Genomic DNA, 12524 nt, shown 5'->3' with positions numbered 1-12524 from the left:
TTATATTTTTTTACGAAGTCTCGCAACAGGTAAATCTAGTTGCTCTCTATACTTAGCTATAGTTCTTCTAGCAATAGGGTACCCTTTCTCTTTTAATAAAGCTGCAAGCTTGTCATCGGTTAGAGGCTTCTTTTTATCTTCTTCTAAAATAATAATTTTTAGAATATTTTTAATTTCTCGGGTAGATACATCTTCACCTTGATCATTTTTCATTGACTCACTGAAAAATTCTTTAATTAATTTCGTGCCATAAGGAGTGTCAACATACTTACTGTTAGCGACCCTTGAAACAGTAGATACATCCATATTAATTTCGTCCGCAATATTTTTTAATATCATTGGCTTCAACTTCTGCTCATCTCCAGTTATAAAGTATTCTTGTTGATGATGCATAATTGCATTCATTGTGATAAATAATGTTTGTTGACGTTGCTTAATTGCATCTATAAACCACTTTGCCGCATCTAATTTTTGTTTAATAAACAGAACAGCATCTTTTTGAGATTTGGACTTTTCTTTAGCTACTTTATATCCTTTTAGCATTTCGGTATAATCTCTAGATACATGAAGTTCGGGCGCATTTCTTCCATTTAAAGTTAATTCTAATTTACCATCAACTATTTTAATTGCGAAATCTGGCACTACATGTTCAATGATTCGGTTGGATCCTGAAAAAGCACCTCCTGGTTTAGGATTAAGGTGTTCTATTTCTGATATAGCAGCTCTTAATTGTTCTTCAGAAATATTAAATTTTGCAATTAATTTTTTATAATGCTTTTTAGTAAAATGGTCAAATGATTCTTCTATAATTCGAATCGCTAAATCAATAGATGTATTAGACGCTCTTCTATGTAATTGTAGAGTTAAACATTCTTGTAAATTTTGAGCTCCAACTCCTGCCGGATCTAAACTTTGAACTATAGTTAAGACTTTTTTAATTTTATCTTCGGAAGTAAATACATTTTGGGTAAAAGCCATATCATCAACGATATCTTGAAGATCTCTACGTATGTAACCACTTTCATCTACACTTCCAACTAAAAATTTTGCTATTTCTTTTTCTTCTTCGCTTAATCGAACAGTCGTTAGTTGCTGAAGAAGATGTTGATTAAATGAAGTTCCTGAAGCATAAGGCACTTGTTTATCCTCATCATCAGCACTTTGATTGTTAGCGTTTAATCTATAACTAGGTGTTTCATCATCACTTAAATAATCATCAACATTTATATCTGCTTCAATAATTTCATTACCATCATCAAATTCTGTGTCTTCAGAATCGAAATCTAAATCCTCATCATAGTTTTCATCCTCTTCTTTACCACCTTCTAATGCTGGATTTTCCTCCATCTCTTGAGAGATACGTTGCTCAAAAGCTTGCGTAGGTAACTGGATCAACTTCATGAGTTGAATCTGTTGAGGAGATAACTTTTGTGAAAGTTTAAAGTTCAGTTGTTGTTTAAGCATCGTTATATTTAACTATGCTATAAATTTAAAAAAAAACAACCTACTTTAAGTGTAAAGTAGGTTGTTTTCGCAAAATCATTTGATATTTTATAAAATATATTAAAAACTAGCATTTCCAGGAGTCCTTGGGAAAGGAATTACATCCCTAATATTACCCATTCCAGTTACAAATTGCACTAATCTTTCAAATCCTAATCCGAATCCACTATGAACCGCAGTTCCAAATTTACGTAAATCTAAATACCAATATAACTCATCTAGAGGAATACCCATTTCTTCCATTCTTTGTTTTAAGACATCGTAACGCTCTTCTCTTTGAGCTCCTCCTACAATTTCACCAATACCTGGGAACAATACATCCATTGCTCTAACAGTTTTTCTGTCGTCTTGAGTATTTTCATTTAAACGCATGTAAAATGATTTAATGTCTGCTGGATAATCATATATAATCACAGGGCATTTGAAGTGTTTTTCAACTAAAAAACGTTCATGCTCACTTTGTAAGTCAGCACCCCATTCGTTGATGATATATTTAAATTTCTTCTTTTGGTTAGGCTTAGAGCGTTTTAATATCTCTATAGCTTCGGTATATGAAACTCGTTTAAAATTATTATCTCTAACAAAATTAAGTTTTTCTAAAAGACTCATTTCGCTTCTCTCTGAAGTTGGTTTAGTCTTCTCTTCATCAAATAATCTTTGCTCAAGAAAATGTAAATCATCTGCGCAATGCTCAATTGCATAATTCACTACATACTTAATAAAATCTTCTGCAAGATCCATATTGCCATCTAAATCTAAAAAAGCAACCTCAGGCTCAATCATCCAGAATTCGGCTAGATGACGCGAAGTATTAGAGTTTTCAGCTCTAAAAGTTGGGCCAAATGTATACACTTTACCTAATGCCATTGCATAGGTTTCAGCTTCTAATTGACCACTTACAGTAAGGTTGGTTTCTTTTTCAAAAAAATCTTGTTTAAAATCTACATTTCCTTCTTCATTTAAGATAGGAGATTTAGCATCTAAACCTGTGACTCTAAACATTTCACCTGCACCTTCAGCATCACTACCCGTAATAATTGGAGAATGCATATAATTAAAACCATTTTTCTGAAAATATTCATGCACTGCAAATGATAATTTAGAACGGGTACGCATCACAGCACTAAAAGTGTTAGTCCGGATACGTAAATGAGCTTGTTCTCTTAAAAATTCTAAACTATGACGTTTTGGTGATAATATAGTTTTTTTAACTTCTTCAGGATCTGCTTCGCCTAAAACTTCAACTTCAGTGACTTGTATTTCTACTTTTTGACCTTTTCCCTGACTTTCAACAATATTACCGGTCACCTTAATAGCTGCACCAACAGTTATTTTTTTCAGCAGCGCTTCTTCAAAGTTTTCAAAATCAACTACACATTGCAAGTTTTTAATGGTTGAACCATCATTTAATGCAATAAATCGATTGCTTCTGAAAGATCGAACCCATCCGTTGATAACTACTTCATGTAAAGAAGGTTCACTTTGTAATAAATCTTTAATATTATTTGTCTGCATGGCATTAATTTGAAAGCGTAAAGATACTTATCTGAATTTAATTTTTAGAATATAGCTTTTATAAATATAGACTTATTCTTTTCCTTCGGAATTATCTATTTCGGTATCTGTATATATTTTTAAAGAAGGTTTTTTAAGGGTCTTTTTATTTGCGATACTTCTTTCTAGAGAGAGCAATAATGAAGGCAATAATAATAAGTTAGAGAGCATTGCAAATAATAAGGTAATCGATACTAATATTCCTAAAGCGACTGTTCCTCCAAAACTAGAAATTGCAAATACTGAAAATCCAAAAAAGAGAACAATTGAGGTGTAAAACATACTAACCCCAGTTTCTCGTAGTGCAGCAAATACAGATTTTTTAATTCGCCAATGATTTGCAATTAACTCCTGTCTATATTTTGCTAAAAAGTGAATAGTATCATCTACTGAAATACCAAAGGCAATACTAAATACAAGTATTGTTGATGGTTTTATGGGTACTCCAATAATTCCCATAAGACCTGCTGTTATAATAAGAGGGAGTAGGTTAGGGATTAATGAAACCAATATCATTTTTACACTTCTAAACATCCATGCCATAAAAAGGGCAATAAGGAATATTGCCAATGAAAGCGATATAATTAAATTATTAACTAAGTATTTTGTGCCTTTTTGAAAAACTAAAGCTTTTCCTGTTAAGGTTACATTATAACGATCTGAAGGAAATATTTTATCAATTTTTGCTTTTAAATCTTCTTCGATTCTATCAAAACGATCTGTTTTGGTGTCTTTCATAAAAACGGTCATACGAGCAAATTGACCAGTACTATCCACATAACTCTTTAGTAATTCTGTGTCGTTAGTACTACTTTTTGCATATGAAAGTAAAAAGGAGCGTTCTTGACTATTTGGTAATTGATAATATTCTGGATTGTTATTATAATAGGCTTGCTTTGAAAATTTAACCAATTCAACAACAGATAATGGTTTTGAAAATTCTGGAAGGTCAGATAAATAATTCTGAAGTTCATCCATACGTTTTAAGGTTGCAAGTTTCATTACTCCTTTTTTACGTTTAGTGTCTATTAATATTTCTAATGGCATAATACCTTCGTATTCTTTTTCAAAAAAGCGAATGTCACTAAAAAATTCTGTTTTCTTAGGCATATCTTCAATGATACTACCCGATATTTTAATATTAAAAATTCCAATAATACTGATGCATAATAAAAAAACTGCCGCAATATAAATTGCAATACGATGGCCTTTTACCATTCGAACTGTCCAATCAACAAATGTTCCTATCCATTTTTTATTAAGATGCTTTAAGTGCTTGTTTTTTGGTTGTGGCATATAACTATATACAATAGGTATAATAAGCAAGCTTAATAAAAATATGACAATAATATTTATAGAAGCAACAATACCAAACTCTTTAAGCAACTTACTATTTGTTAAAATAAAAGTTGCAAACCCAGATGCTGTGGTAAGGTTTGTCATTAATGTTGCATTACCAACTTTTGTAATAACACGCTGTAATGATTTAGCTTGATTTCCATGAAGTTTTATTTCTTGTTGGTATTTATTAATCAAGAAAATACAATTGGGGATCCCAATTACAATAATTAATGGTGGAATTAAAGCGGTAAGTACTGTGATTTCGTAATGCAATAAGCCTAAAATTCCAAAGGCCCACATCACACCAATTATTACGGTGATCATTGAGATAAATGTGGCTCTAAATGATCGAAAGAAAAAGAAGAATATAATGGAAGTTACAAACAAAGCAGCTCCAATAAATAGCCCAATTTCATCAATAATATTTTGAGAGTTTAAAGTTCTTATGTAGGGCATTCCTGAAGTATGTACATCCAGGTTAGTGTCATTCTCAAACTCCTTAATAAGCGGAATTAAATCATTAATTATAAAATCTTTTCGTTCGGGTTTATTAACGATATCTTTTTTAAGATAAATGGCAGTTCTAATAGATTTTTTACTAGGACTATAAATTAAGCCTTCGTAAAATGGAAGTTTGTTGAATAATTCATACTTATAACGTTCAATATTTTCTGAAGTAAAAGCTGAATCTTTTATAAACGGTACTAGATTAAATGCTGCTGAATCTTTTCTTTTTTCAAGTACTTTAAGCTCGTTTAAAGATAGAACTAGCTCAACCTCATTGTACTTTTTTATTTTTTTAGATAATTGATTCCATTGATTAAGTTTTGAAACTGTAAATAATGTTGAATCTTTTACGCCAAGAATGATAAGATTACCTTCTTCACCAAATTGAGATAAAAATTCATTATACTCAACATTTACTTGATGTTCATCGGGTAAAAGATTGGCTTCTGTATAGGTAAAGCGCATGTTCTTCCACTGCAAAGACATGAATACAGTTATCACAGCTATAATAATAAGTATTAGAGGCCGGTTTCGCAAAATAAAACGAGCCACGGCACTCCAAAATCCTATGCTAAAAAGTTTATTCAAAAGGGTTTAATTTTTAATCGAGTAAAGGTATTAAAATCCCTATGATTGTATAAGGTTCTAACAATTTAAAATTTAAGATTAAATGTAAATTTAAAGGAAACATTATCTTCAAAATCTGGGAGGTGATAAAAACCATATCGATACGCAAAGCTTAAGCCAAACCCAAAGATTAATTTATTCAGTTCGATACCAGATTCAGAATAGAAATGATCTAGGGTGTTAAATTGAACACCATAGTGTTTTTCTTTATTTTTAAGGTCACCAATAGCATGTTTCGTAATAAAAACTAATTCAGGTTGAATATGTTTTGAAATATTAAACCTACGAAGACTATGTTCAATTTGAAAGGTTGCAAGTTTATCTGAATAGAACTCACCAAAGTACATCGTTTCGAAACTTCTGTTCCCTGCTACAGAAAAACGTTGTAAAATTTCGTCCTTAGTTGGACTATTAGGATAGGCATGAAACAAATGCGTTAGCGGAACATCTCCAAAAGCAAGATAGCCATCCAAAAGTATTTTTGTTGAAGACAAATTATTTTGTTTTATAAAATAATCTAATTTCAATCCAAACTTAGTATAGTTAAAGTTACTTTCAAAAATTCCTTTAAACCCTTGTGTTATTTGTGCACTAATATTGGGTAAACCATCGTAATATTCAATAGAGCCATCTTCGGTTAGAAAACTATTTGTTTTAGGACTAATACGAATCGAAGCACTGACCTCACTTAATTTATAGGCATTAAATAACCTATTGTCATTCAAGTATTGGTAATTAATTATTTGTTCAACATTACTATGGGACAATCGTAGCTCAGAAAGAATTTTCGAAGAAAATTTATTTTGAATATTAGTTTGCCAAGATCGGTGTTTATAAAACTGTGAGATATTAACTAAACGTGGTTCAAAAACAGAATAGATAAGTTGGTCTGTGAGTTGTTGAAAACTACCGACCTCTTGAATATCTTTTTTATAAAATATATTAAGCCAAGTATTGTTTTTGGATGTTAATTTAATTCCACCGCCTAGGCTATATTTATATTTTTGGTCTTTAAAACTTCTTGCTAAATAACCTCCAATTCTAAATTTATCAGATAATTTTTTATTTGTAATACCTCCAAAACCTAATCTAATCCCTTCATAATCATTATATTTTATGAGATATCTCAGATCTACATCAAAAAAATAGATGGGATAAAATCCAGTATTAAAAGGGCTTTGTCTAGGCTTTGAAGCCGTTTGGCTTGTGTCTTTTTTTATTTCAGATTCAGGTTCTTGCGCAAATCCAATTAGAGGGATTATAAACGTGAGGATTAAAATAAAATAGCGCATTTCAATTATTGAAAATAGTTAATGTAAAGGTATAAATAAAGCGGCTTTTGGGCCGCTTTGTTTATGGTGTGTATAGCTGAAATTAAACCGTCATAATTTCTCTCTCTTTGACTTCTAAAATTCCATCAATTTTTTTAATATTAGTATCGGTCATTGTTTGAATGTCTATTTCAAGATTCTTTTTTAAATCTTCAGAGATGTCCAATTTTTTAATTTCTGAATTCGCTGATTTACGATCATTGCGGACCCCTACTTTTGTGTCTTCAGCTTCAGCTTTTGCTTGTTTTGCTAATTCTATTCTTCGCTCTTCTGTTAAGGGCGGAACATTAATAATGATACTTTCACCATTATTCATTGGATTAAAACCAAGGTTAGCAGCATGTATTCCTCTTTCAATTTCAGGAATCAATGTTCTTTCCCAAGGTTGAATAGTAATAGTCATTCCATCAGGAGTTGACACATTTGCAACCTGTGTAATGGGAGTTTGGCTTCCATAATAATCTACCATAACACTTCCTACCATTGAAGGAGATGCTTTTCCTGCACGAATATTTATAAACTTTTTTATAAGGTGCCCATAGGCACTATCCATAGCCTCTTTTGTGCTATCTATAATAAAATTAATTTCTTCTTCCATTTTAAAATTATTTTAGAGTGAGTAAGTTAAATTAAAATATCTAAACTTAAAAACTCTGATATAAAATTTATTTTACAAAATTTAAGCCAATTTTCTGTGAAACTTATATATTGACTTTAGTTCCTATATTTTCACCAGATACAACTTTTAACAGATTTCCTTTTGTATTCATATCGAATACAATAATAGGTAAATCATTTTCCTGACTTAATGTAAAGGCTGTTGTGTCCATTACTTTAAGCCCTTTTTTTAATACTTCATCAAAACTGATATTGTCAAATTTAGTAGCATTAGCATCTTTTTCGGGATCACTAGTATAAATACCATCTACACGAGTACCTTTTAAAATAACATCGGCACAAATTTCAATAGCTCTTAATACAGCGGCAGAATCGGTAGTGAAATATGGATTCCCTGTTCCTCCACCAAAAATAACAACTCTACCTTTTTCTAAATGACGCATGGCTCTTCGCCTTATAAACGGTTCTGCAACTTCATTTATTTTAATAGCACTTTGTAGGCGAGTAGGGATTCCTTCATCTTCTAAGGCGCCTTGTAAGGCAAGTCCGTTGATTACTGTAGCAAGCATACCCATATGGTCACCTTGTACACGGTCCATTCCACTTGTAGCACCGGCAAGGCCTCTAAAAATATTGCCGCCGCCAATAACTATTGCGACTTCAACATTTTTATCTGTAAGTTGTTTTATTTCTTTTGCATATTCCTGAAGACGGTCTGGGTCAATTCCATATTGACGATTTCCCATTAATGCTTCTCCAGATAATTTTAATAAAATTCTTTTGTATTGCATGGTATATTTTTGCTTATACAAAAGTAAAGAAATATATTCAAATTTTTAGCTTTAGAATTGGTGTGTGTTCAACTAATTTTCTTTTTTATTTGGGTGTGACCACCCCCTTCAGATTATGATGATATTTCATTTCCGTCAAACAATGGTACAGTTTTAGCAATTTATGATAAAGATGAAAGTAATTATAACAGTATTACACACCCAAATCATTCGGCAATACTTATAAAGCACCTAATCGGTGATGTGTTTTTTCCTCAACCTAGGAAGTGTTATGACAACTTTAATCTTGCAGCAACAGGTGGCACAGTATTGAAATTTAATGATAATGTACTAAATAATAATGTGACCATTATACCTCAAGATTCCACTTCAATTAATAGCCAAAATTTAATCAATGACTTACCGAGCGGTTTGTATAAAATTGAAAAAACCTATAATGATGGAGCCGTGGAAGAAACTGTGATAATCAAAGAACAATAAATAATATTAGAAAACCCTAACCAATCTAGTTAGCTTAGTTTGGTTAGGTTTCTATATTTTAAAAAGGTACATTTAACTTATTAAAAATACCTATGAAAAACATTAATTTATTTATACTGGGTTTAATTACTACCATTAGCTATGCCCAATTTGGACCAGAACAAATTGTTACTATAGAAGCAATTGGAGCTAAATCAGTTTTTGCAGCAGACTTGGATGGAGATGATGACATGGATGTACTTTCTGCTTCTGAAGGTGATGAAAAAGTGGCTTGGTATGAGAATATGGATGGTTTGGGTACATTTGGACCCCAACAAGTGATTAGTATAGGTGTTGAAGGAGCTAGAAAGATATTTGCTACAGATTTGGATGGTGATGATGATATCGATGTGTTGGCAACAGAAGGCTCAGGAGATAAAGTAATTTGGTTTGAAAATTTGGATGGTTTAGGTAATTTTAGTGCTAAAAAAATCATTACAACTTTAGTAGATGCTCCTCTTTCTGTTATCGCTGCTGATTTAGATGGTGATGATGATATGGATGTACTTTCTGCTTCTGCATTTGATAGTAAAATTGCTTGGTATGAAAATACCGATGGTTTAGGAACTTTTGGACCCCAACAAATTATTAGCGGTATAACATCAAGTGTTAGAGATGTTCATGCAGCCGATTTGGATGATGATGGAGATATGGATGTGATTGCTGCCGATACTGCAGCTGACCAAGTAATTTGGTTTGAGAATATAGATGGCTTAGGCACATTTGGTACAGCACAAATAATTAATGATAATACTAATGGGGTAATCAGTATTTATTCAGCAGATTTTGATGGAGATGATAATATGGATGTGCTAGCTTCTTCATTTCCTGATGATAAAATTGCGTGGTTTGAAAATGTAGATGGACAAGGAGCTTTTGGTACAGAGAAAATCATTAATAATAATGTAGATGCTATAAGAGATGGTATTGCTGTAGATTTAGATAATGATGGGGATATAGATGTGCTTTCAGCTTCTGCAGAAGATGATAAAGTGGCTTGGTATGAAAACCTTGATGGTTTAGGAAATTTTGGTTCTCAACAAATTATATCCACTGAGGCAGATGGTGCTAATACTGTTTTTGCTGCAGACCTCGATGGAGATGGAGATATGGATGTATTATCATCTTCACTTGTAGATTACAAAATTGCTTGGTATGAAAATTTAACATTAATTGGTATCGATGAGTTTTCTCATGAGCTCATTACAATCCTCCCAAATCCAGTCTCAACTATTTTATATGTCGATAACACCTCTACTACTCAAATAAAAACAATCAAAATCTATGATGTATTAGGTAGATTGGTGTTTCAAGAAAGAGAACAGTTTAATACTATTGATGTTTCACATCTTACTAGTGGATTACTATTTGTAAAGATTGAAACAGCGAAGGGTATTGTAACTAAAAAGGTGGTGAAGGAGTAGGATGAGACCCTGAATCTCTTCGACAAGCTCAGTGCAGGCAAGTTCAGGATGACAAGCTTACTCAGCATGACAAGACTTTATATAGAAAAAATAAGGAATCTAAAAAGACTCTTCGTTTCCCTCTGAATGACAAAAAAATATACAAAAAAACCGTCTTAAAAAATAAGACGGTTTTTAATATAAATTATTTATAGTAATTAGACTATAATGATACTTTTACAAAAGACACCACTTCTGCATCACCTTTAGATGAAACATAATCTGCAACACTTTGTTTATCATCCATAATAAAATTTTGGTCTAATAAACATTGTTCTTGATCTAATGATGTATTATCAGACATAAAACGTTCCATTTTTCCTGGAAGAATTCTATCCCAAATTTGTTCTGGTTTCCCTTCAGCTTTTAATTCTGCTTTTGCAGCTTCTTCTGCTTTTGCTAAAACTTCGTCAGTTAATTGAGCTCTTGAAATATATTTAGGCACATTAATTAGGTGTTTGCCTAAACGTCCTCTTTCAATATTATCTTTTTCAATTACAGCAATTCTTGCTTCCGTTTCTGAAGCTACAAATTCTGGTGTAAAATCTTTATAAGATAACGTTGAAGCTCCCATAGAAGCAACTTGCATTGAAACATTCTTTCCAACAGTAGCAGCATCATCAATTTTTGTTGACAATCCAACTAGGGCAGCAATTTTATTTCCGTGAATGTAAGATCCAATAAAAGGGGCTTCTAATGTTTTATAACCACCAATTTCGATCTTTTCACCGATCACTCCAGTTTGTTCTAATAATTTTTCTTCAACCGTCATTCCATCATAATCAGCAGCTAAAAATTCTTCTTTTGTTGAAGTATTTAAAGCAATTTCAGCCATTTTATGTGCCATGGCAACGTATGAATCATTTTTAGAAACAAAATCTGTTTCACAATTTAAAGAAACAATTACGCCTTTTGAAGCGTCACTATTTACTTTAGCGATTACAGCACCTTCACTAGAATCTCTGTCAGCTCTTTTTTCAGCTATTTTTTGTCCTTTTTTTCTAAGAATCTGAATTGCTTTGTCAAAATCACCACTAGCTTCAACTAAGGCATTTTTACAATCCATCATACCTGCACCGGTTGCTTTTCTTAATTTGTTTACTTCTGCAGCTGTTATTTTTACAGTTTCCATAATTATAATTGTATTAAAATAAAAAGTCGTTTCATCACTTTATTAAAAAGAGAACAAACGACTTTTATGATATTAAAATGTTTTTACTCTTCTTCTTTTGTTGCTTCTACTTCTACTGCAGGAGCTTCTACTTCTGCAACAGGAGCTACTACTTTTTTACGAGCAGTTTTAGCTTTTGGAGCAGCTTCTTCTTTTGGTGCAGCTGCTTCTGTTGGTGCAGCTTCTTCTTTTACAGCAGGAGCAGCTTCTTCTTTCTTCTCATTTTCTTTACCTGAATTTCTTTCAGCTAAACCTTCAATGATAGCTTCAGAAACGCTAGACATAATTTTATTGATTGATTTTGATGCATCATCATTAGATGGTATCGCGTAATCAATAATTCTTGGGTCACTATTAGTATCTACCATTGCGAAAATTGGAATCTTTAATTTTAAAGCTTCTTTAACTGCAATGTGTTCACGTGTTGTATCCACAACAAATAAAGCACCTGGTAAACGATTCATGTCTGAGATAGAACCTAAATTTTTCTCTAATTTAGCACGTAAACGATCTACTTGTAAACGTTCTTTTTTAGAAAGTGTCATAAATGTACCGTCCGCTTTCATACGGTCAATAGTAGACATTTTTTTAACTGCTTTTCTAATAGTTACAAAGTTTGTAAGCATTCCACCAGGCCATCTTTCAGTAATATAAGGCATGTTAGCATTGCTTGCTTTTTCAGCAACAATATCTTTTGCTTGTTTTTTTGTAGCTACGAAAAGAATTTTTCGTCCACTGCTTGCAATTTTTTTAAGCGCTTCATTTGCTTCTTCTAATTTTGCAGCAGTTTTGTAAAGATTGATAATGTGGATTCCATTACGCTCCATATAGATATACGGTGCCATATTAGGATTCCATTTTCTTGTTAGGTGACCAAAGTGTACACCTGCGTCTAGTAAGTCTTTAACTTCTAATTTGTTTGCCATTTTGAAATAGTTTACTTTCCTGTGTTAATATAGATAGCAACCTATACGATTCTCGTATTATGGTTTAGATGCTAAACTAATTTCTCTTTTATTTAAAGAGGTAACAGCGATTATTAATAATAGATATGAACTTAATAATACAATTGGGTATCTCGGCATGAGAAACCCAATTG

At 32.0% G+C, this 12524-nt stretch carries 10 protein-coding genes; 2 read left to right on the top strand and 8 right to left on the bottom strand.

Translation table 11 applies throughout. The features are described from left to right. The 6 genes from rpoN to pyrH form a co-directional block, all read right to left on the bottom strand. Window positions 1–1464 (bottom strand): RNA polymerase factor sigma-54, encoded by a 1464-nt coding sequence (gene rpoN, locus ABXT64_RS04115; protein WP_443634159.1) that lies wholly within the window; start codon window positions 1462–1464, stop codon window positions 1–3. Window positions 1465–1563: 99 nt separating this feature from the next. Next, window positions 1564–3018: an asparagine--tRNA ligase gene (gene asnS, locus ABXT64_RS04110; protein WP_443634158.1), complete on the bottom strand. Its 1455-nt coding sequence runs from the start codon at window positions 3016–3018 to the stop codon at window positions 1564–1566. A gap of 72 nt (window positions 3019–3090) precedes the next feature. Then, window positions 3091–5493: an efflux RND transporter permease subunit gene (locus ABXT64_RS04105; RefSeq protein WP_443634156.1), complete on the bottom strand. Its 2403-nt coding sequence runs from the start codon at window positions 5491–5493 to the stop codon at window positions 3091–3093. A 65-nt stretch (window positions 5494–5558) separates the two neighbouring features. Continuing rightward, window positions 5559–6824: a hypothetical protein gene (locus ABXT64_RS04100; protein ID WP_443634155.1), complete on the bottom strand. Its 1266-nt coding sequence runs from the start codon at window positions 6822–6824 to the stop codon at window positions 5559–5561. Window positions 6825–6906: 82 nt separating this feature from the next. Further along, complete coding sequence (gene frr, locus ABXT64_RS04095) at window positions 6907–7461, bottom strand: ribosome recycling factor (RefSeq protein WP_443634154.1); 555 nt, start codon at window positions 7459–7461, stop codon at window positions 6907–6909. 103 nt (window positions 7462–7564) lie between these two features. Continuing rightward, the gene (gene pyrH, locus ABXT64_RS04090; RefSeq protein ID WP_443634152.1) at window positions 7565–8272 is read right to left on the bottom strand and encodes a UMP kinase; all 708 of its coding nucleotides are present in this window, start codon (window positions 8270–8272) and stop codon (window positions 7565–7567) included. A 243-nt stretch (window positions 8273–8515) separates the two neighbouring features. Between pyrH and ABXT64_RS04085 the strand changes: the two genes are divergently transcribed. Beyond that, complete coding sequence (locus ABXT64_RS04085) at window positions 8516–8752, top strand: hypothetical protein (RefSeq protein ID WP_443634150.1); 237 nt, start codon at window positions 8516–8518, stop codon at window positions 8750–8752. Window positions 8753–8844: 92 nt separating this feature from the next. Beyond that, on the top strand, window positions 8845–10215 hold the full coding sequence (locus tag ABXT64_RS04080; RefSeq protein ID WP_443634149.1) for a T9SS type A sorting domain-containing protein: 1371 nt from the start codon (window positions 8845–8847) through the stop codon (window positions 10213–10215). A 202-nt stretch (window positions 10216–10417) separates the two neighbouring features. Here the strand turns inward: ABXT64_RS04080 and tsf are convergent, their stop codons facing one another. Beyond that, window positions 10418–11386 (bottom strand): translation elongation factor Ts, encoded by a 969-nt coding sequence (gene tsf / locus ABXT64_RS04075; protein WP_443634147.1) that lies wholly within the window; start codon window positions 11384–11386, stop codon window positions 10418–10420. Window positions 11387–11469: 83 nt separating this feature from the next. After that, the gene (gene rpsB, locus ABXT64_RS04070) at window positions 11470–12351 is read right to left on the bottom strand and encodes a 30S ribosomal protein S2 (protein ID WP_443634145.1); all 882 of its coding nucleotides are present in this window, start codon (window positions 12349–12351) and stop codon (window positions 11470–11472) included. Window positions 12352–12524: the final 173 nt, after the last annotated feature.

It is taken from the genome of Candidatus Marifrigoribacter sp. Uisw_064, assembly GCF_047730175.1.
In the GTDB taxonomy this organism is placed as follows: domain Bacteria; phylum Bacteroidota; class Bacteroidia; order Flavobacteriales; family Flavobacteriaceae; genus Marifrigoribacter.
The sequence above is the reverse complement of the archived record's forward strand: the minus strand, read 5'-3'. Positions and strand labels throughout refer to the sequence as shown.

Excerpts from the sequence above, each read along its gene's own strand:
- rpoN (WP_443634159.1), bottom strand. The coding sequence starts at position 1,464 with ATGCTTAAACAACAACTGAACTTTAAACTTTCACAAAAGTTATCTCCT.
- asnS (WP_443634158.1), bottom strand. The coding sequence starts at position 3,018 with ATGCAGACAAATAATATTAAAGATTTATTACAAAGTGAACCTTCTTTA.
- ABXT64_RS04100 (WP_443634155.1), bottom strand. The coding sequence starts at position 6,824 with ATGCGCTATTTTATTTTAATCCTCACGTTTATAATCCCTCTAATTGGA.
- frr (WP_443634154.1), bottom strand. The coding sequence starts at position 7,461 with ATGGAAGAAGAAATTAATTTTATTATAGATAGCACAAAAGAGGCTATG.
- pyrH (WP_443634152.1), bottom strand. The coding sequence starts at position 8,272 with ATGCAATACAAAAGAATTTTATTAAAATTATCTGGAGAAGCATTAATG.
- ABXT64_RS04080 (WP_443634149.1), top strand. The coding sequence starts at position 8,845 with ATGAAAAACATTAATTTATTTATACTGGGTTTAATTACTACCATTAGC.
- tsf (WP_443634147.1), bottom strand. The coding sequence starts at position 11,386 with ATGGAAACTGTAAAAATAACAGCTGCAGAAGTAAACAAATTAAGAAAA.
- rpsB (WP_443634145.1), bottom strand. The coding sequence starts at position 12,351 with ATGGCAAACAAATTAGAAGTTAAAGACTTACTAGACGCAGGTGTACAC.